Source organism: Escherichia sp. E4736 (genome assembly GCF_005781225.1).
GTDB lineage: Bacteria > Pseudomonadota > Gammaproteobacteria > Enterobacterales > Enterobacteriaceae > Escherichia.
Genome location: NZ_VATT01000002.1, coordinates 210,957 through 231,522 on the forward strand (window position 1 = coordinate 210,957; position 20,566 = coordinate 231,522).

The following is a 20,566-nucleotide window of genomic DNA, read 5'->3' on the forward strand; positions in this document are numbered from 1 at the left end:
GTGAGTCTCCCGCGGTGGGCGATGCCCACACGCTTTGGTTTGAAAATTGTAGGGTACAGATGCGCTTATTTCCCCTCACCCGGTAGGGGCGAGCGAGGGGAAAGAACTCACCCGCGCTCTTGCATCAACTGCTGGGCAAGCGCCTTCAGTTCTGGCAGATATTTTTCATCAACCGGACCAAACGGTTTACGGCACAGCGGAACAGACACCACATCCATATAGTGCAGGACGGTTTTCAGGCCACGGAATACGCCAGTTTTAATCAGCAAATCAATGACTTTGTTGCACTCAGTTTGCAGTTTCTGCGCGGTCTGGATATCACCTTCTTTCAGCGCCTTCACGATACCCTGATAGCGCCAGCCCATAATGTTGTAAGTGCTGCCGATACCGCCGTCTGCGCCCGCCAGCAGGCCGGAAGCGAAGATTTCGTCGTAACCGTTATAGAGCACCAGATCCGGATGTTCGCGACGGATCTGCTCCATCTGATAGAGATCGCCAGAGGTCTGTTTCAGTGCACCTACGCCAGGTAACGTAACCAGTGTATTGATCTGATCCAGAGTCAGTTTTACCCCGCTCAATGCCGGAATGTTGTACACCACCATCGGCAAACCATCCGCCGAGTCAATGATTGCCCGATAGTGATCGCAGTGTTCTTCAAAGCTGAAAGGATAGTAGAACGGCGTAACGGCGGAGACGGCATCGAAGCCATAACGTTTGGCTGAAGCCGCAAGCTGTTGGCTTTCAGCAGTACTGACGCAACCTACGTGAGCGATTAATTTAATCTTGCCTTTCGCCTCTTCGGCGACGATTTCCAGTACCTGTTCACGCTCGGAAATGCTCTGCACAAAGGCTTCGCCTGTCGACCCCCCCACGTACAAACCGTCGATGCCCTGCTGAATATTGAACTGAACCAGGCGGCGCAGACTCGCTTTATCCAGTGCTTGTTGTTGATCAAAAGGAGTCAGGAGTGCGGCCATCACGCCACGTAAATTCGTTGCCATAAATACCTCTGAAGTGATGCTTGTCTGTTGAAACGATATACCTTTATACCTGTTATACCAGATCAAATAAGCAACACATCATACAGAACGCTTATAATGCGATCTGCTTCACTAAAGTGGCATTATTTCTTTTTGTGGATGGTTTGGCCGAAGGCGTGCCAGGTGGCAGAAACGCTGTTGAGATGCGATTGCAACGCGCGATCGGCTTCGTCGGGATCGTGGCGACGGATCGCGTCAACGATCGCAATATGTTGTTGATAGCTGACGTTATTATGCTCATGCAATGCCTGATCGGCGACCGTTGGGCGCGCGGCGATCAACCAGTCGAGCAAGGCAACGTGGATTGCCTTAAAGATCGGATTACCCGGGATCTCCGCCAGTACGCGGTGGAAATCAACGTCTGAACGAATGAACGCGGCATTGTTATCCAGCGACTGACTGTTGATTTCCAGGGCTTTTGCCAGCAAATCAATTTGTTCATCGGTGGCATGTTCAGCCGCATAGCGCACCAGGCTGGACTCAAAGAACAGACGTAACTGTTCGAAATGGGCTATCCCTCCTGGATGAGAAAGGAAATCTTTCGCCATACCGGACAACTCGCCGATGATGGTGTCCGCAGAAGGACGCGAGACGCGAGCGCGCTCACCGTTATTTATTTGCACCAGACCTTTACGCTTTAACGCCGCCAGCGCTTCACGCACCGAAGGACGCCCGACGTTAAAGAACGCCATGAGTTCGCGCTCAGACGGCAACTGCTCCCCTTCGCCAAACTCGCGGCGGCGGATCATCTGCTCCAGCTCTTCTTCCACCATTTCGGAGAGTTTTTTACGCGCCAGCGGACGGCTACGCAAGTTGCGACCAATTGCAGGTGAAGAATCTTCGTTTTGCGAATCAAATGCGTTCATAAGGCCCATTCTTTAAGGTCAGTGTGATTAACATCATCAATGACATCCTATCACAGGAATGAAAGCAGGGTGAAACGAAGGGTTTTACTCTTCGTACACCATCATTATCGTAATTAATTTAATAATTAATTTTTGCGAAAAATAAATATAACGCAGATAAAAACATCCCAGCCAAATTATTTACAAGAATATTCATAGACATTATGAATATTATGAACGTGTTCTTGCGAAATAATCATAAATGTATATTTTATAATGAAAAATCCTCTTTATTACGATTAAAAAATTCGACACCGACACCATAAATAGCCTTGTAAAAAATATAACATCATTGTTTTCAATCTGCCGTTACTGGGATTGACCATATTCTTTTGACACGGAGTTGAACAATGTTCGGCATAATTATTTCTGTCATCGTGTTAATAACGATGGGCTATTTGATCCTTAAAAATTACAAACCACAGGTGGTGCTGGCCACAGCGGGTATCTTCCTGATGATGTGTGGTGCCTGGTTAGGGTTTGGGGGTGTACTCGACCCCGCCAAAAGCAGCGGCTATTTGATTGTTGATATTTATAATGAAATCCTGCGCATGCTGTCCAACCGCATTGCCGGGTTGGGGCTGTCGATTATGGCGGTGGGCGGTTATGCCCGTTACATGGAGCGCATAGGAGCCAGTCGGGCGATGGTGAGCTTGTTAAGCCGCCCGTTAAAGCTCATTCGCTCACCGTATCTCATACTGTCGGCAACTTACGTCATCGGTCAAATCATGGCGCAGTTTATTACCAGCGCCTCCGGTCTGGGTATGTTGCTGATGGTCACGTTATTTCCGACGCTGGTGAGTCTGGGAGTAAGTCGCCTCTCTGCGGTGGCGGTTATCGCGACCACCATGTCTATTGAATGGGGAATTCTGGAAACGAACTCCATTTTTGCCGCCCAGGTAGCGGGAATGAAAATCGCCACTTACTTCTTCCACTATCAGCTACCGGTCGCCTCTTGTGTCATTCTCTCAGTGGCAATCTCCCACTTTTTCGTGCAACGCGCTTTTGACAAAAAAGATAAAAATATCAATCACGAACAGGCGGAGCAAAAGGATCTCAACAATGTTCCACCGCTCTATTACGCCATTTTACCGGTGATGCCGTTAATCCTGATGCTCGGCTCGCTGTTCCTCGCCCACGTTGGGCTGATGCAGTCAGAACTGCATCTGGTGGTGGTGATGTTACTGAGTTTGACGGTGACGATGTTTGTTGAGTTCTTCCGCAAGCATAACTTGCGCGAAACAATGGACGATGTGCAGGCGTTTTTTGACGGCATGGGTACGCAGTTTGCCAACGTGGTAACGCTGGTGGTCGCTGGTGAAATATTTGCGAAAGGCTTAACGACGATTGGCACCGTTGATGCGGTTATCAAAGGCGCAGAGCATTCTGGCCTTGGTGGCATTGGCGTGATGATTATTATGGCGCTGGTAATTGCCATTTGTGCCATTGTGATGGGCTCCGGCAATGCGCCATTTATGTCATTTGCCAGCCTTATTCCGAATATCGCTGCTGGACTGCACGTACCTGCGGTAGTGATGATTATGCCGATGCACTTTGCCACAACGCTGGCGCGTGCGGTTTCGCCGATTACTGCGGTAGTGGTAGTAACTTCAGGAATAGCAGGCGTTTCGCCCTTTGAAGTGGTGAAGCGGACTGCGATCCCAATGGCAGTCGGATTCGTGGTGAATATGATTGCCACAATTACGCTATTTTATTAAGCCCTTAAAACGACAAAACAGGCCACCTGGGCCTGTTTTTGTTTTACTTCACAACGCGTAATGCCGGGCGACCACCACGTGGCGGTTGCGGCGGTTCATCATCAGGATGATTATCATCATCGCGATCTGGCTTATCGCCATCAATGACCGACATAACGGTTTCATTATCTGCCGATACATCTTCATCATTCATGATGCTGGCATCTTCGTCGTAGGCAGCTTCAGGCTCGAACATCGTGCCTGCGCCATTTTCACGGGCGTAGATAGCCAGCACAGCAGCCAGCGGTACTGAAACTTGCCGCGGGATACCGCCAAAGCGCGCGTTAAAGCGCACTTCATCATTCGCCAGTTCCAGGTTGCCGACCGCACGCGGAGCAATGTTGAGTACGATTTGCCCGTCACGTGCATATTCCATAGGAACCTGCACGCCAGGGAGCGTCACATCCACCACCAGGTGCGGCGTGAGCTGGTTATCCAGCAACCACTCATAGAATGCACGCAGCAGATAGGGACGACGTGGTGTTAGCTGTGACAAATCCATACAGATTAACTCCGGCCCAGACGCATTTCACGTTCAGCCTCGGTTAAGGAAGCAAGGAAAGAGTCACGCTCAAAGACGCGGGTCATATAGCCTTTCAGCTCTTTCGCCCCCGGGCCGCTGAACTCGATGCCCAGTTGCGGCAGACGCCACAGCAGCGGAGCAAGGTAGCAATCGACCAGGCTGAACTCATCGCTCAGGAAGTACGGCTTCTGACCGAAGACCGGCGCAATAGCCAGCAGTTCTTCGCGCAGTTGCTTACGAGCGGCATCCGCTTCAGAGGCTGAACCGTTGATGATGGTGTTCATCAGCGTGTACCAGTCTTTTTCGATGCGGTGCATGTACAGGCGGCTTTCACCGCGAGCTACCGGGTAAACAGGCATCAGTGGCGGATGCGGGAAACGCTCATCCAGGTATTCCATAATGATGCGAGATTCCCACAGGGTCAGCTCACGATCCACCAGGGTCGGAACGCTCTGATTCGGGTTGAGGTCAATCAGATCCTGAGGCGGATTGTCCTTTTCCACGTGTTCGATCTCGAAACTTACACCTTTTTCAGCCAGCACGATGCGGACCTGATGGCTATAGATGTCAGTAGGACCGGAAAACAGCGTCATTACCGAACGTTTGTTGGCAGCGACAGCCATGAAAACCTCCAGGTATAGTCAGAATTTTTACTGCTACCAGCCACCAGGTGGCCAGTCAGAAGTTGTGTTACCCAGTAAGGAACGACTCTCTTTGTTCGAAAAACAAACAAAAAACGAGCAATACCCGACATTTGGGCAGAAAATTGGATGATAGTTTACCAGATTTTGCGACCTTTGTGGTGAGTCGATGCCGGAAATGGGGAAAAAGAGATGTTCCTTAGTCTGAAATGCTTGACTTAATCCCCACCAGAAATGTTGTCTATCTCTTTTACGCCGTTGCTATCGGTGCGCCCCAGCCATCAAAACTACCGCCATGTTTTTCAGCCAAATCGGTAAGCTGGCATGTAATATCGGTCATATGCCATTGTTCAGGAGCATCAGTGTTCGTAAATGACGCCATATACCCTGGTTGTTGGTCGTTCATCCGAATGCTCACCAGCGTAATGCCATATGGCAATTCCGTCACGTCCTCCGCAAAAGCGCGTGCAGCAGCTTCTGTCGGCAATGTCGCGTAGTAATCAATGGTGCGTGGAAGAGTCAAATCGTCACCATGTTCCAGCAGCCCACGGCATACGCGGGCATCGTGTATCCAGTTCCAGTCATATTTCGACGGGTACAGGAACTGGCGATAGTAATTTCCGTTATCGTTTTTACTCATACTATAGCTGCAAGAGACTTCCGGGCCACCCGCGAGCAATTTATCCAGCGTTCTTTCCCAGTCCAGATCTTTTTCCGACTGGAAAACAAAATCGCGCCAGCCCTCTTGTGTTACCACCCCCACCAACCAAATCGGTAATGCCTTGCCCCTCTCCTCAAGCCAGTCCTCTATACGATTTAAACGTTGTGTTTCATCAGGCTGCGGTAAACCGTTTTCATAACAATGGGTATAACGCACACGAAAGAACCATGTGTGGTTAAGTCGATCAAATCTTTCATCCTGAACGGCGCCGATATCAACACGTATGCCCGTGACATGGTCATCCACTGTTGTAATAAAGAACTCCCATTTATTCGACAACGTTAAAGATTCTTTCTTGTTAAACAATGCATTAAATAATCCCATCGCGATATCCTTTTCTACAGTACGTGGAAAATACTATTAAAAAGAGAATAATGCTGAAGAGAGAGGGAAAAGAGGCTGGAATCGGACTTTAGCCATAAAAAAACCCGCCGAAGCGGGTTTTTTTCGCAAATTGTATTCTGCCGAAGCAGAAAGCAATTAACGTTTGGAGAACTGCGGACGACGACGTGCTTTACGCAGACCGACTTTCTTACGTTCAACCTGACGAGCATCACGAGTAACGAAGCCAGCTTTACGCAGTTCAGAACGCAGGGATTCGTCGTACTCCATCAGAGCGCGGGTGATACCGTGACGGATCGCACCAGCCTGACCAGAGATACCACCACCTTTAACAGTGATGTACAGATCCAGTTTCTCAACCATGTCGACCAGTTCCAGCGGCTGACGAACTACCATGCGGGCAGTTTCACGACCGAAGTACTGTTCCAGAGAACGTTGGTTGATAACGATTTTACCGTTGCCCGGTTTGATGAAAACGCGAGCTGCGGAACTTTTGCGGCGACCAGTGCCGTAGTATTGATTTTCAGCCATTGCCTATAATCCCGATTAGATGTCAAGAACTTGCGGTTGCTGTGCCGCGTGGTTGTGCTCGTTACCCGCGTAAACTTTCAGTTTACGGAACATAGCACGACCCAGCGGGCCTTTTGGCAACATGCCTTTAACCGCGATTTCAATCACACGCTCAGGACGGCGAGCAATCATCTCTTCAAAGGTCGCTTGTTTGATACCACCGATGTGACCGGTGTGGTGATAGTACACTTTGTCAGTACGCTTGTTGCCGGTTACAGCAACTTTGTCAGCGTTCAGAACGATGATGTAATCACCGGTATCTACGTGCGGAGTGTATTCCGCTTTGTGCTTACCGCGCAGGCGACGAGCCAGTTCAGTAGCCAGACGGCCCAGAGTTTTACCGGTCGCGTCAACAACATACCAGTCGCGTTTTACGGTTTCTGGTTTAGCTGTAAAAGTTTTCATTAAAAGCTTACCCAATAAATAGTTACACGTTGGTGAACACCCAAACGTCTTCAATTGTTGAGGTTCACACGACAAAGTCCGGCAAACCTACCCCTTCGAATAGCCTATGCCAGCACACAAAAAGTTTCGGGAAAAAAAACTTTCTTGTAACGTGGGGTCGCAGGATTATAGAGAAGTCGGGGTCAAAGATCGACCCCTTTTTGTGATTTATGGCAGGTTTTACCCCGCCAAATGCTCGCGCTTCAAATACTCTTCGCTCTGCATCTCTTGTAGACGTGACAGGCAACGCTGGAACTCAAACTTCAGTCGCTCGCCCTGATAAATTTCATACAAAGGCACTTCTGCGCTCACCACTAATTTGACATGGCGCTCGTAAAACTCATCCACCAGCGCAATAAAACGTCGCGCTTCGCTCTCCATCAACCGCGTCATGACTGGCACATCAAACAACATCACTGTGTGAAAGAGGCGTGAGAGCGCTATATAGTCATGCTGGCTGCGGGCATCGACACACAAGGTGGCAAAAGAGACGGCAAGCGTCTGATTCTCAACGCCCATTGTCGCCAGCGGTCGATGGTTGATTTCTAACGTCGGTGAATTTTCTCGTTTCGCCCCCGCCAGCACCAACCAAAGTTTATCCATTTGCGCACGGGTTTCATCATTGAGCGGCGACAGCCATAAATGCGCCTGGGTAAGCGTTCGTAGTCGATAATCGACGCCTGCATCGACATTCATTACATCGCAATACTGTTTAATGGCGTCGATAGCCGGTAGAAAACGCGCTCGTTGCAGGCCATTACGATAAAGCTCATCAGGCGGAATATTTGACGTTGCGACCAGCGTTATTCCGCGAGCGAACAGGGCTTTCATTAAACCGCCGAGCAACATGGCATCGGTAATATCCGAAACAAAAAATTCATCAAAACAGAGGACATCGGTTTCTGCTTTGAAGCGATCGGCAATAATTTCCAGCGGGTCAGGCTGCCCCTGTAATACAGTCAGTTCTTCATGCACGCGCAGCATAAAACGGTGAAAGTGCAGGCGCTGTTTCCGCTCACCCGGCAAACTTTGATAGAAAAGGTCCATCAGCCAGGTTTTCCCGCGTCCTACACCGCCCCACATATATAAGCCACGCACCGACGCACTGCTTGCCTCTTCGCGCTTACCCCACAGTTTACCGACTCGCGCCATTAACCCACTCGCCCTCGCTGTGGGCGGCGTGCTGTTGATTAATTCCTGGTAGATAATTTCCAGCCGACTGACGGCCTCTTTTTGTACGTCGTCAGGTTGATGGCTGCCCTCATTGAGCGCCTTCAGGTATTGCGATGTCGGGGTAACGCTTTGCATGATGTTCTTGTTATTCCTTGAATAATCGGTGTGCCGTTGTTCACGGTTGACGAAAAAAAGGCCGTTCTACACTACGCGATATGCAGTCGGGATTCCACTTCTGTGGAATTAACGGTTATAGTGGCATAATCAGCCGCAGGCATGGAGCCTGAAGCCAACACCCTACGGAAACAAAAGACAACGGGAGATGTTCATGACCTGGGAATATGCGCTAATTGGGTTAGTCGTCGGCATCATTATTGGTGCTGTGGCCATGCGTTTTGGTAATCGTAAACTACGCCAGCAACAGGCGTTGCAGTACGAACTGGAAAAAAATAAAGCTGAACTGGACGAGTATCGCGAAGAGTTGGTTAACCACTTTGCCCGCAGCGCGGAATTACTGGATACCATGGCGCATGACTATCGCCAGTTGTATCAACACATGGCGAAAAGCTCCAGCAGCCTGCTGCCGGAACTGTCCGCAGAAGCAAACCCGTTCCGTAATCGTCTGGCTGAGTCTGAAGCCAGCAACGATCAGGCACCGGTGCAGATGCCACGCGACTATTCTGAAGGCGCATCTGGCCTGCTGCGCACTGGCGCAAAGCGCGACTAATTTATTTTGCGGGCGCAGCCATTGCGCCCTCCTCTTCTCTCCCTCCCCGACTATCATTTAATCTGGTGTCTCATTGTTAGCCGTCTGAAAATTCAATAACATCAAACTGTTTTGAATCTCTTTTTCTTATCATTCAGGTACGAGAGCAGGAATAATGAAAAAACAAACCCAGCTGTTGAGTGCATTAGCGTTAAGTGTCGGGTTAACTCTCTCGGCGCCGTTTCAGGCTGTCGCGTCGATTCCCGGCCAGGTTGCCGGTCAGGCGCCATTGCCCAGCCTGGCCCCGATGCTGGAAAAAGTGCTTCCCGCGGTGGTAAGCGTGCGAGTTGAAGGGACTGCCAGCCAGGAACAGAAAATCCCGGAAGAATTCAAAAAATTTTTTGGCGATGATTTACCGGATCAACCTGCGCAACCCTTTGAAGGTTTAGGCTCCGGTGTCATCATCAATGCCAATAAAGGTTATGTGCTGACCAACAATCACGTCATCAATCAGGCACAGAAAATCAGTATTCAGCTCAATGACGGACGCGAGTTTGATGCGAAGTTGATTGGCAGCGACGACCAGAGCGATATCGCCCTGCTACAAATTCAGAATCCGAGCAAATTAACGCAAATCGCCATTGCCGACTCCGACAAACTACGCGTCGGTGATTTTGCCGTCGCGGTCGGTAACCCGTTTGGCCTTGGGCAAACCGCGACTTCAGGCATTGTTTCCGCATTAGGTCGCAGCGGGTTAAATCTCGAAGGTCTGGAAAACTTTATCCAGACCGATGCTTCCATTAACCGGGGTAACTCCGGCGGTGCGCTGTTAAACCTTAACGGCGAGTTGATTGGTATTAACACCGCAATTCTTGCCCCTGGCGGCGGTAGCGTCGGGATTGGCTTTGCTATCCCCAGCAATATGGCGCGTACCCTGGCGCAGCAACTTATCGACTTTGGTGAAATTAAACGCGGTCTGTTAGGCATTAAAGGTACCGAAATGAGTGCCGATATCGCCAAAGCGTTTAATTTAGATGTGCAACGTGGCGCGTTTGTCAGTGAAGTACTGCCTGGTTCTGGCTCGGCGAAAGCGGGCGTAAAAGCAGGCGATATTATTACCAGCCTCAACGGTAAACCGCTCAATAGCTTCGCCGAATTGCGTTCCCGCATCGCCACCACTGAACCTGGTACTAAAGTGAAGCTTGGCCTGTTACGTAACGGCAAGCCGCTGGAAGTGGAAGTGACGCTTGATACCAGCACATCGTCTTCAGCCAGTGCAGAGATGATTACACCGGCGCTGGAAGGCGCAACGTTGAGTGACAGTCAGCTAAAAGATGGCGGAAAAGGCATTAAGATCGACGAAGTTGTCAAAGACAGCCCCGCCGCTCAGGCAGGTTTACAGAAAGATGATGTAATTATTGGCGTGAACCGCAATCGGGTGAACTCGATTGCTGAGATGCGCAAAGTACTGGCAACCAAACCGGCAATTATTGCCCTGCAAATCATGCGCGGTAATGAGAGCATTTACCTGCTAATGCGTTAATGTCATAAACCGGGCATCAGGCTGACGTGTGATGTCCGGTTAACTCGTGATATGCTGCTGCCGTTCCCTTTTTTAATGACGCCTCCATCATGTTTGTGAAGCTCTTACGATCCGTTGCGATTGGATTAATTGTCGGCGCTATTTTGCTGGTTGCCATGCCTTCGCTGCGCAGCATTAACCCGCTTTCCACACCGCAATTCGACAGTGCCGACGAGACGCCTGCCAGTTATAATCTGGCGGTCCGCCGCGCCGCGCCAGCGGTGGTAAATGTCTATAACCGTGGTTTGAACACATCCTCACACAACCAGCTTGAGATCCGTACGCTAGGGTCAGGTGTGATCATGGATCAACGTGGTTATATCATTACCAATAAACATGTAATCAACGACGCCGATCAGATCATCGTCGCCTTACAGGATGGTCGTGTATTTGAAGCGCTGCTGGTTGGCTCTGATTCACTGACCGATCTGGCGGTGCTCAAAATTAATGCCACTGGCGGTTTACCCACCATTCCAATCAATTCTCGTCGCATACCGCACATTGGCGATGTAGTGCTGGCGATCGGTAACCCGTACAACCTCGGGCAAACCATTACCCAGGGGATTATCAGCGCCACGGGTCGCATCGGCCTGAACCCGACCGGGCGGCAAAACTTTCTGCAAACCGATGCATCCATTAACCACGGCAACTCCGGCGGTGCACTGGTGAACTCGCTGGGCGAACTGATGGGCATCAACACACTGTCGTTTGATAAGAGTAACGATGGCGAAACTCCAGAAGGCATCGGTTTTGCCATTCCCTTCCAGTTGGCAACCAAAATTATGGATAAGCTAATCCGCGATGGACGTGTTATTCGTGGCTATATCGGTATTGGCGGCCGCGAAATCGCACCATTACACGCGCAAGGTGGTGGTATCGATCAACTGCAAGGGATTGTGGTTAATGAAGTGTCACCTGATGGCCCGGCGGCTAATGCCGGTATCCAGGTCAACGATCTGATTATCTCGGTGGACAACAAACCTGCAATCTCCGCTCTGGAGACAATGGATCAAGTGGCAGAAATTCGACCAGGTTCGGTGATTCCGGTGGTGGTGATGCGTGACGATAAAAAACTGACATTGCAGGTCACTATTCAGGAATATCCAGCGACCAATTAAGTCGTGCGCTCAAAACAAAAAACCGGAGACGTTGCTCCGGTTTTTTATTATTCGTTAATCAATTACTTATTAACGAACTCTTCGCCCAGGGCGATATCTTTCTTCAGCGTATCCAGCATTCCTTCCAGCGCGTTCTGTTCAAATGCGCTCAGAGTACCGATGGATTTACGCTCTTCTACGCCATTTTTACCCAGCAGAAGCGGTTGAGAGAAGAAACGAGCATACTGGCCGTCACCTTCAACGTAGGCACATTCAACGACACCTTTTTCGCCTTGCAACGCACGAACCAGAGACAGGCCGAAGCGTGCAGCTGCCTGGCCCATGGACAGGGTTGCAGACCCGCCACCGGCTTTCGCTTCAACCACTTCCGTACCCGCGTTCTGGATACGTTTGGTCAGATCAGCAACTTCCTGCTCGGTAAAGCTTACGCCAGGAACTTGAGACAGCAGCGGCAGAATGGTAACGCCAGAGTGACCGCCAATAACCGGAACTTCAACTTCACCCGGCTGTTTGCCTTTCAGTTCAGCGACAAACGTATTAGAACGGATGATATCCAGCGTGGTGACGCCAAACAGTTTGTTCTTGTCATACACACCCGCTTTCTTCAGCACTTCCGCAGCGATTGCTACCGTGGTGTTTACCGGGTTTGTAATGATACCGATGCACGCTTTCGGGCAGGTTGTCGCAATTTGCTGTACCAGATTCTTCACGATACCGGCGTTAACGTTAAACAGGTCGGAACGATCCATCCCTGGTTTACGCGCTACACCTGCGGAGATTAGAACCACATCAGCGCCTTCCAACGCAGGGGTCGCATCTTCACCAGAAAAACCTTTGATTTTCACAGCAGTAGGGATATGGCTCAGGTCGACGGCCACACCGGGAGTGACTGGAGCGATATCATACAGGGAGAGTTCTGAACCTGAAGGCAGTTGGGTTTTTAACAGTAATGCAAGCGCCTGGCCAATACCGCCAGCAGCGCCGAGGACTGCGACTTTCATCCTAAACTCCTTATTATATTGATAAACTAAGATATGTTGCTCCGCTGCCGCGACCTTAATCCACAAATTAACAGTTTACAATGACCACTTCTCAAGAATGTGTAGTCACGCAAATTTGGCGTTTATGCATTTAATTGACGTAATCAGGAACCTAACTTACGTAATTAACAGCCGCTTATGCATCAGAGCAACATTCCAACAGGTGGTGACAATATACCCTACCGTTCAGCCAAAACAACATCAATTTGATAACAATTAATTTACTTTTAAGCGGAATTTGCGCGCCGTGACGCAGGCATGTTTCTCAATCACGAAATTTGATAAAATCCCGCTCTTTCATAACATTATTTCAGCCTTCTCCAGGGCAGACTGTTTGCATAAAAATTCATCTGTATGCACAATAATGTTGTATCAACCACCATATCGGGTGACTTATGCGAAGCTCGTCTAAGCAAGAAGAATTAGTTAAAGCGTTTAAAGCGTTACTTAAAGAAGAGAAATTTAGCTCCCAGGGCGAAATCGTCGCCGCATTGCAGGAGCAAGGCTTTGACAATATTAATCAGTCTAAAGTCTCGCGGATGTTGACCAAATTTGGTGCTGTACGTACCCGCAATGCAAAGATGGAAATGGTTTACTGCCTGCCAGCTGAACTGGGCGTACCAACCACCTCCAGTCCGTTGAAGAATCTGGTGCTGGATATCGACTACAACGACGCTGTTGTTGTAATACATACCAGTCCTGGCGCGGCGCAGTTGATTGCGCGTCTGCTGGACTCTCTGGGCAAAGCAGAAGGTATTCTTGGCACCATCGCAGGTGATGACACCATCTTTACCACCCCTGCTAAAGGTTTCACCGTCAAAGACCTGTACGAAGCGATTTTAGAGCTGTTCGACCAGGAGCTTTAATCTCTGCCCCGTCGCTTCTGGCGGCGGGGAAAATATTGCATTCTCCATTCATCGCCCTGCTTTCCCCTGCCATTCATTTAACGAATAGTGCGTTTTATAGCGACAAAACATTCACACAACAAATACACAGAGCAAAAAACGCACATTTTGCAAAAACACATATCTTATTGAAATGAATGTTATTTCCACTAAACACCCGTATTTTTAATTCACTTTTGTTATAAAAATTAATCTTTTTAACAATTCTCCCTCAATAGAAACAGTTAGCGTGGTATTAATTAGCTCAATAATTAGTGTACACTTAATTTTGTGATATGGGTCACGAAACAAAGGCCCAGCTAAAAGATTATGTCGAGGTAAAAATCATGAAAATCAAAACCACTGTTGCTGCATTAAGTGTGCTCTCTGTCCTCTCTTTCGGTGCTTTCGCTGCCGATTCCATTGATGCTGCACAAGCTCAAAATCGTGAAGCCATCGGCACCGTGTCCGTCAGCGGTGTAGCATCTTCTCCAATGGATATGCGTGAAATGCTGAACAAAAAAGCGGAAGAGAAAGGCGCGACTGCTTACCAGATTACCGAAGCGCGTAGCGGCGATACCTGGCACGCCACAGCTGAACTGTACAAATAAACCCTCATCGTCTTGTCCGACGACATTGCCCCCGGTTTGGGGGCTTTTTTGCGCTAGTGACGAACATTAAAACGCAAATGCCCTTCCAGCTCTTCCTCCGCCTCATCAAACAGCAATATTAACGCGCCAAAACGCCGACGCGTTTTTTCTCCCAGATGAACAAATTCGATCTCCAGCGGTAGCGGCAGAACATCGTTCATTAATACATCCCACAGTGAGTCGAGATCGCGCACCTTATCTTTCGCCAGACCAAAGGTTTGGCGAAAGTCGCGATAAAAGTCCTCCTGACTCTCAATCTCATCAAAATCAAAGCTATAGATATTCATCTGTTGCCACCGTCACGTTTCGCGGCGAGTTCTGCCGTTCATCGCTAAGTATAGACATGAAAAAACCGACGCTTTTGGCATCGGTTTCTGATTACTGACAAAGTGCACTTTGTTCATGCCGGATGCGGCGTGAACGCCTTATTCGGCCTACCAGGGGGTGCAAATTCAATATAGGCCTGATAAGCGTAGCGCATCAGACAATTTGGAGTATGTCAGCAATCTCAACCGACACCTTTTGGCGTCGGCTTTGACTTAATTATCGGTTAGCGCGTGCTGGTATTTATGCAGCATACCGGTAAGCCGATGCACCGGTTCCGTGACCTGCGGCGGCGCTTGCCAGATGCGTAGTTTTTCCTGGTAGATATCCAGTTCTTCCAGCAACTGACCGAAGTAACGACGGCGTTTGTCATCGCTGCGGGCAGAAATCACGTGGTCCGCTGTGCGGCGCATTTGTCGGTGAAATGCCGATAAATCATCATTCACGGGTATCGGCGCATCACGCAATCGCTGGTGAGCGATAATCATCGTTAACGCCAGGCGAAACTTCGGCAAATCGCCGGGAAATTTATTCATCAGCAAAAACAACTGCTGATAAAGCGCTGGCAGATGGTTCTCTTTACGCCGGGCGACATTGGTGGTCATCGCGGAAACAGCGGCAGAAACAAACTGATTAAGCAGCACGCGTCCTGTCCTGTCGCGCGATTTATCCCGCACCAGTAGAATGACGATGAACGCCAGCACACAGCCCACGATTTGCCCCAGCGCGCTATCGAGAAACTGACTGAACTGAAAGGTCATCGGGTTATCCAACACGATAATATTAATCGTACTGGCCAGCGCGCCCATCGATCCCAACCGCCGTTTCTGCACTTCAATACCAAGGAAAAATCCCAGCACCGCCAGGCTAAGGCACAGCAGCAACATACTCTGTTGGGTATTGGGGATAATCACCAAAAAATAGAGCAGTCCTAACGGTAGCGCAGCTACCGTGCCGTAGATAAAGTCGATCGCCACCATGCGTGGATTAGGTAAACGCATTGCCAGCGACGTTACGACGGCAATCATCACCATTGCGCCACTGCCGGAGGTCCATCCGGTCCACAGCCAGAACAAAGTCCCCAGCATGCAGGACAGCGTGGTACGCCAGAAGTTGACCATTGCATGATGGCGCTCGGCGGATTCTACTTTTACTTCCGGCTCACCTTGCAGGATCTCTTCTTCAGTGGCGTTAATTTTGGTGTTACTGATAACGCCTCGCTTGAGCAATTGATAACGCGTTGCCGCCGCAACCCAGCTATAAATAGTGATGGGTGTTTCACGTTCCCCGGTCCAGGCAATCACTCGCCGCAGGCGTTTTAGCTGCTTATGGACGTCCTGCGCAGTTTCTACCGGCGTGTCAAAAAATTCGCGGAAGGTATCAGTGATCAACTCCGGGCGCGAGTTCTGAATGAGATAAGTTTCGCAGGACTGGGTTACCAGCGTCAGCGACAACGTGTTGATCGCTTTTAAACGCCGATTGGCACGCGCCCAGCGGGAAGATTCCATGTTCAGATTGCTACGCATCCCTTGCAGCGCCGTGGTGCGGCGAACCAGGTCGCCCCAGGCCTTATCAACAATCTCGCCATCACCATGTTTGATGCATAATTGCATTAGTTGATATTGCGCCACCAGCAAACTTTCCAGCTCTCGATCCACTTCTTGTTTGATCGATCGTGGAGAAAAGAGCAGATCCGCCACAATAGCACACACAATACCAATGACGATTTCACTACAACGTTCAACGGCAAACTGCGGCGTCAGCAGCGGTTCTGGCTGAATGGTGATCACAATGATCAGCGCTGTATAACCGGCAAGCCCCCACGCATAGGAGTTCTCTACTCGTACCAGCGAGGAGAGCCAGGTACAAAAACCGGCCCAGATACAGCACACCAGAATCATCAACAATGGCGCACGGATCATCGCAATGATGATCACCAGCCCGGCAATACAACCGATAAATGTACCGATGATGCGCAAAAAGCCGCGATAGCGGATGGCGCCAGAGTACGGTTCGCCACCGGCGGCAAAGGCAGGACCGGCGGCAACAATCGCCGCAGTCAGAACAGCCCAGCGTGGTGTTTCAAGCTGAAAATGAAAGCCAACAAACAGCGCCAGCACAATGGCGGTCGCCAGTTTTACCGCGAAGCGAATATGTTGGTTAGCAATGGAGAAAATACCCATCGTGATTAACCAAACTCACGCAGGCGATGGGCCATTTTACGGAAGAACGAATCCTGGCTTTCATCGCGATCTTGTTTACCCGTAACCACCACAGTAGCGGTAGTCCCCGCAGGCCAGATGTTATCTTGCTGGTTGTCGAGACGAATACGTACCGGGACACGTTGCGCCAGACGCACCCATTCAAGGTTGGAATCGATGGTCGCCATCCCTTTGTCGTCACGCGTACTGCTGGCGTTAGTGACCCCAGCGGCAACACTATCGACAGTCCCTTTCAGCACTTTATTGCTACCAAGCGGCGTAATTTCTGCGCGATACCCAGAACGTACCCCTTCCAGCTTGGTTTCTTCCATATAGGCCAGCACATAGAAGGAGTTCTGTTTCACCAGCGCTACAGCCGTTGAACCACGCGTAATAAATTCACCGGTATAGACGTTGAGGTTGGTCACCCAGCCATCTGCTGGTGCGCGGATCACGGTACGTTCAAGATCCAGTTTTGCCAGATCGCGGGTTGCCTGAGCTTTCGCTAACTGATGCAGGACCGTTTGCAGCACGTTATTGGCCTGGTCTATCTCTTCGCGAGACATCGCCTGTATGCCGAGACGGTTGCGACGTCCAGCTTCCTGGCGTTTTTCCTGCGCCAGTACCTGATAATAGGCAACATCAGCTTCTGCTTCTTCGAGGGCCTTTTGGTAGCGTGGTTGGTCGATGGTGAACAGTACCTGTCCTTTTTTCACCAGCTGGTTATCATGAACATTCACTTGGGTGATGAGTCCGGAGACATCCGGCGCAATCGCGACCACATCGGCGCTAAAGCGTGCGTCACGCGTCCACGGAGATTCGGTGTAATAGACCCAGGCATTAAAAATTGCGATGAAGGCCAGAATGACTAATACGACCGTGATGGCCGTACGGGAGAATTTTCTTATTAGCGTTTTCACTTCAACCTCAAACGAACAGTCGCGATATCAAATAAAACAAACAGCAATAGAGCGCGGTGTTGAACAGCGCCGGATGCCAGACGAAGTCGTAGATACCTGTTGGCACAAGGACCCGGCGCACCAGCCAGAAAATCGCCAGTGATAAAAGCAATTCGAAAAATATCGGTGGGAAGGACAGCCCAAACACCACGATAACGGGAAACAGACTCATGTTGACCTTGGTTGTATAGAGAGAGCAGGTGTTATTATTTTCAGCATCTGTCGCCGCAGAGAAGGGCATAGAAAGCCGGGCGAGAGCAACATTGCTGTAGATTGATATTTAATATATTAGCGTAACTGTTATGCTGTTATCTATATTATGTGATCTAAATCACTTTTAAGTCAGAGTGAATAATGGAACGACTAAAACGCATGTCGGTTTTCGCCAAAGTGGTTGAATTTGGTTCGTTTACCGCCGCCGCCAGACAGCTTCAAATGAGCGTTTCATCTATCAGTCAGACGGTGTCTAAACTGGAAGATGAGTTGCAGGTAAAGTTGTTAAACCGCAGCACACGCAGCATTGGCCTGACCGAAGCAGGTAGAATTTACTACCAGGGCTGCCGTCGGATGCTCCATGAAGTGCAGGATGTCCATGAGCAACTGTATGCCTTCAATAACACGCCTATCGGGACGCTGCGCATTGGCTGTTCTTCAACTATGGCTCAAAATGTTCTCGCTGGGCTGACGGCAAAAATGTTGAAAGAGTACCCTGGTTTAAGCGTCAATCTGGTTACCGGAATTCCTGCACCCGACCTGATTGCCGACGGTCTGGATGTCGTGATCCGCGTCGGCGCGTTGCAGGATTCCAGCCTATTTTCCCGCCGTCTGGGGGCGATGCCGATGGTGGTGTGCGCCGCTAAAAGTTATCTCACACAGTATGGCGTACCGGAAAAACCCGCCGATTTAAGTAGCCATTCATGGCTTGAATACAGCGTGCGTCCGGACAATGAATTTGAACTGATCGCGCCAGAAGGGATTTCGACTCGCCTCATCCCACAAGGACGGTTTGTCACTAATGATCCAATGACGCTGGTGCGCTGGTTAACGGCAGGCGCTGGGATCGCGTATGTACCGCTGATGTGGGTGATCAATGAGATCAATCGTGGGGAGCTGGAGATCCTGCTGCCGCGTTATCAGTCGGATCCACGCCCGGTTTATGCACTGTATACCGAAAAAGATAAGCTGCCACTGAAGGTGCAGGTCGTGATCAACTCACTGACGGATTATTTTGTCGAGGTCGGTAAGTTGTTTCAGGAGATGCACGGGCGCGGGAAAGAGAAGTAATTCATCTGCGTGCCGGATAAGGCGTTTACGCCGCATCCGGCAACCAATGCCTGATGCGACGCTTACCGGCCAGGATAGATTACGCGGTACCGCCAACGGTCAGGTTGTCGACTTTGAGCGTCGGCTGGCCCACGCCAACTGGCAAACTCTGCCCTTCTTTACCACAGACACCCACGCCGTTATCCAGTTTCAGGTCGTTGCCCACCATCGAAATTTGCTGCATGGTTTCGATACCGGAACCAATCAGCGTTGCGCCTTTCACCGGTTTCGTCACTTTACCGTTTTCAATCAGATACGCTTCTGAGGTGGAGAAGACAAATTTGCCGGAGGTGATATCCACCTGACCGCCGCCGAAGTTCGGCGCATAGATGCCATACTCGACGGATTCAATGATTTCCTGCGGCGTCGATTTACCCGGCAGCATGTAGGTGTTGGTCATACGCGGCATGGGCAGGTGTGCATAGGATTCACGACGACCATTACCGGTCGGCGCCATACCCATTAAGCGAGCGTTGAGTTTATCCTGCATGTAACCTTTCAGGATCCCATTTTCAATCAGCACGTTGTACTGACCCGGCGTACCTTCGTCATCAATCGCCACCGAACCACGGCGATCAACCATCGTGCCATCATCCACTACCGTACACAGTTCAGATGCTACCAGTTCGCCGACCTGGCCACTAAAGACCGAAGTGCCACGGCGGTTAAAGTCGCCTTCCAGACCGTGACCTACCGCTTCATGTAACAGCACGCCCGGCCAGCCTGCGCCAAGTACTACCGGCATGGTGCCCGCAGGCGCGGCAACGGCAGAAAGATTGACCAGCGCCATACGCACTGCTTCTTTCGCCCATGCATCTGCACGGACTTCACCGTCGAGATCGGCAAGGAAAAATTCATAACCAAAACGACCGCCGCCGCCGCTGGCGCCGCGTTCGCGTTTACCGTCTTCTTCGACCAGAACGCTTACTGAGAGGCGCACCAGTGGACGGACATCTGCCGCCAGGGTGCCGTCGGTGGCCGCAACCAGAATTAATTCATAGACGCCACTGAGGCTGGCAGTCACTTCCTGTACGCGTTTGTCGGCTTCACGGGCAACTTTATCGACGCGACGTAAAATATCCAGTTTCTCCTCGCGGCTCATGCTTTGCAGCGGATCAAGCGAGGTATACAGCGGGCTATGCTCTACCGCGCCCAACGTCTGTACTTTGCCATCACCACTGTCACGGACAATGGTACGCGCCGCTTGTGCGCTCTGTTCCAGGGCCAGCAGGCTGATTTGGTCGGCGTAAGCAAAACCGGTTTTTTCACCGCTGACTGCACGCACGCCAACGCCCTGATCGATGTTGTAAGAACCATCTTTGATAATGCGGTCTTCTAAAACCCAGGATTCGTGATAGCTCGACTGAAAATAGAGATCGCCGTAATCGAGGCGACGTTCGGCCAGTTGACCGAGAATCGCGAACAAATCCTGATGTTTCAGGCCGTTCGCCGCTAGCAATTGTTCACTTACCAGGTTCAGACTCATCGTTTTTGTTACTCGTTAGTTACTTCGGTAGAGGATTTTTTACGGCTGTCGGATGCGGCGTGAACGCCTTATCCGACCTACGGTTATGTTCCGGTTTGTAGACCTGATAAGACGCACAGCGTCGCATCAGGCAACGGCTGCCGGATGCGGCGTGAACGCCTTATCCGACCTACGGTT

21 protein-coding genes are annotated in these 20,566 nt (G+C 50.3%); 7 read left to right on the forward strand and 14 right to left on the reverse strand.

The genetic code is table 11. The features are described 5' to 3' along the window. Positions 1 to 107: 107 nt before the first annotated feature. Together nanA and nanR are read right to left on the reverse strand one after the other, a co-directional pair. Complete coding sequence (nanA, locus tag FEK46_RS01820) at positions 108 to 1,001, reverse strand: N-acetylneuraminate lyase (RefSeq protein WP_130260181.1); 894 nt, start codon at positions 999 to 1,001, stop codon at positions 108 to 110. Positions 1,002 to 1,123: 122 nt separating this feature from the next. After that, complete coding sequence (gene nanR, locus FEK46_RS01825) at positions 1,124 to 1,915, reverse strand: transcriptional regulator NanR (protein ID WP_131160901.1); 792 nt, start codon at positions 1,913 to 1,915, stop codon at positions 1,124 to 1,126. A 380-nt stretch (positions 1,916 to 2,295) separates the two neighbouring features. Between nanR and dcuC the strand changes: the two genes are divergently transcribed. Further along, entirely contained in the window at positions 2,296 to 3,663 is a 1,368-nt protein-coding gene (dcuC, locus tag FEK46_RS01830) for an anaerobic C4-dicarboxylate transporter DcuC (protein ID WP_130204538.1), read from the forward strand. 43 nt (positions 3,664 to 3,706) lie between these two features. On the opposite strand, the gene sspB is transcribed toward dcuC, so the two are convergent. The 6 genes from sspB to zapE all read right to left on the reverse strand — a co-directional run bounded on the left by sspB (position 3,707) and on the right by zapE (position 8,251). Continuing rightward, positions 3,707 to 4,204, reverse strand: a complete 498-nt coding sequence (gene sspB / locus FEK46_RS01835) for a ClpXP protease specificity-enhancing factor (RefSeq protein ID WP_064529500.1) — start codon at positions 4,202 to 4,204, stop codon at positions 3,707 to 3,709. Between the two features lie 5 nt (positions 4,205 to 4,209). Beyond that, a complete protein-coding gene (sspA, locus tag FEK46_RS01840) occupies positions 4,210 to 4,848 on the reverse strand; it encodes a stringent starvation protein SspA (RefSeq protein WP_000257293.1) in 639 nt (212 codons plus the stop codon). Between the two features lie 268 nt (positions 4,849 to 5,116). After that, positions 5,117 to 5,911: a DUF695 domain-containing protein gene (locus FEK46_RS01845; protein WP_135559886.1), complete on the reverse strand. Its 795-nt coding sequence runs from the start codon at positions 5,909 to 5,911 to the stop codon at positions 5,117 to 5,119. A gap of 156 nt (positions 5,912 to 6,067) precedes the next feature. Further along, entirely contained in the window at positions 6,068 to 6,460 is a 393-nt protein-coding gene (rpsI, locus tag FEK46_RS01850; RefSeq protein WP_000829818.1) for a 30S ribosomal protein S9, read from the reverse strand. A 15-nt stretch (positions 6,461 to 6,475) separates the two neighbouring features. Next, positions 6,476 to 6,904 (reverse strand): 50S ribosomal protein L13, encoded by a 429-nt coding sequence (gene rplM / locus FEK46_RS01855; protein WP_000847559.1) that lies wholly within the window; start codon positions 6,902 to 6,904, stop codon positions 6,476 to 6,478. Positions 6,905 to 7,123: 219 nt separating this feature from the next. Beyond that, on the reverse strand, positions 7,124 to 8,251 hold the full coding sequence (gene zapE, locus FEK46_RS01860) for a cell division protein ZapE (protein WP_135559887.1): 1,128 nt from the start codon (positions 8,249 to 8,251) through the stop codon (positions 7,124 to 7,126). 193 nt (positions 8,252 to 8,444) lie between these two features. Here zapE and zapG point away from each other — a divergent pair, with 193 nt between their 5' ends. The 3 genes from zapG to degS all read left to right on the forward strand — a co-directional run bounded on the left by zapG (position 8,445) and on the right by degS (position 11,522). Next, complete coding sequence (gene zapG / locus FEK46_RS01865; RefSeq protein ID WP_010345273.1) at positions 8,445 to 8,843, forward strand: Z-ring associated protein ZapG; 399 nt, start codon at positions 8,445 to 8,447, stop codon at positions 8,841 to 8,843. Between the two features lie 154 nt (positions 8,844 to 8,997). After that, complete coding sequence (gene degQ, locus FEK46_RS01870) at positions 8,998 to 10,365, forward strand: serine endoprotease DegQ (RefSeq protein WP_130204532.1); 1,368 nt, start codon at positions 8,998 to 9,000, stop codon at positions 10,363 to 10,365. An 89-nt stretch (positions 10,366 to 10,454) separates the two neighbouring features. Further along, positions 10,455 to 11,522 carry an outer membrane-stress sensor serine endopeptidase DegS gene (gene degS / locus FEK46_RS01875; RefSeq protein ID WP_064529496.1) on the forward strand — a complete coding sequence of 356 codons (1,068 nt, stop codon included), beginning with the start codon at positions 10,455 to 10,457 and terminating at the stop codon, positions 11,520 to 11,522. A gap of 62 nt (positions 11,523 to 11,584) precedes the next feature. On the opposite strand, the gene mdh is transcribed toward degS, so the two are convergent. Beyond that, positions 11,585 to 12,523, reverse strand: coding sequence for a malate dehydrogenase (mdh, locus tag FEK46_RS01880; protein WP_064529495.1), 939 nt, complete (start codon positions 12,521 to 12,523; stop codon positions 11,585 to 11,587). A gap of 434 nt (positions 12,524 to 12,957) precedes the next feature. On the opposite strand from mdh, the gene argR reads away from it, so the two are divergent. Further along, positions 12,958 to 13,428: a transcriptional regulator ArgR gene (argR, locus tag FEK46_RS01885; protein WP_064529494.1), complete on the forward strand. Its 471-nt coding sequence runs from the start codon at positions 12,958 to 12,960 to the stop codon at positions 13,426 to 13,428. A gap of 365 nt (positions 13,429 to 13,793) precedes the next feature. Next, positions 13,794 to 14,057, forward strand: a complete 264-nt coding sequence (gene yhcN, locus FEK46_RS01890; protein WP_000695690.1) for a peroxide/acid stress response protein YhcN — start codon at positions 13,794 to 13,796, stop codon at positions 14,055 to 14,057. Positions 14,058 to 14,110: 53 nt separating this feature from the next. Here yhcN and FEK46_RS01895 read toward each other — a convergent pair whose 3' ends face one another. The 4 genes from FEK46_RS01895 to aaeX all read right to left on the reverse strand — a co-directional run bounded on the left by FEK46_RS01895 (position 14,111) and on the right by aaeX (position 17,752). After that, a complete protein-coding gene (locus FEK46_RS01895; RefSeq protein ID WP_001028998.1) occupies positions 14,111 to 14,383 on the reverse strand; it encodes a barstar family protein in 273 nt (90 codons plus the stop codon). A 252-nt stretch (positions 14,384 to 14,635) separates the two neighbouring features. Beyond that, complete coding sequence (gene aaeB / locus FEK46_RS01900) at positions 14,636 to 16,603, reverse strand: p-hydroxybenzoic acid efflux pump subunit AaeB (protein WP_130259118.1); 1,968 nt, start codon at positions 16,601 to 16,603, stop codon at positions 14,636 to 14,638. 5 nt (positions 16,604 to 16,608) lie between these two features. After that, positions 16,609 to 17,541: a p-hydroxybenzoic acid efflux pump subunit AaeA gene (aaeA, locus tag FEK46_RS01905; RefSeq protein ID WP_130223742.1), complete on the reverse strand. Its 933-nt coding sequence runs from the start codon at positions 17,539 to 17,541 to the stop codon at positions 16,609 to 16,611. 7 nt (positions 17,542 to 17,548) lie between these two features. Then, positions 17,549 to 17,752, reverse strand: coding sequence for a p-hydroxybenzoic acid efflux pump operon protein AaeX (gene aaeX / locus FEK46_RS01910; protein ID WP_000051841.1), 204 nt, complete (start codon positions 17,750 to 17,752; stop codon positions 17,549 to 17,551). A gap of 182 nt (positions 17,753 to 17,934) precedes the next feature. Here aaeX and aaeR point away from each other — a divergent pair, with 182 nt between their 5' ends. Next, positions 17,935 to 18,864 carry an HTH-type transcriptional activator AaeR gene (gene aaeR, locus FEK46_RS01915; RefSeq protein WP_130204526.1) on the forward strand — a complete coding sequence of 310 codons (930 nt, stop codon included), beginning with the start codon at positions 17,935 to 17,937 and terminating at the stop codon, positions 18,862 to 18,864. A 79-nt stretch (positions 18,865 to 18,943) separates the two neighbouring features. Here the strand turns inward: aaeR and tldD are convergent, their stop codons facing one another. After that, positions 18,944 to 20,389 (reverse strand): metalloprotease TldD, encoded by a 1,446-nt coding sequence (gene tldD / locus FEK46_RS01920; RefSeq protein WP_130204524.1) that lies wholly within the window; start codon positions 20,387 to 20,389, stop codon positions 18,944 to 18,946. Positions 20,390 to 20,566 lie beyond the last annotated feature (177 nt).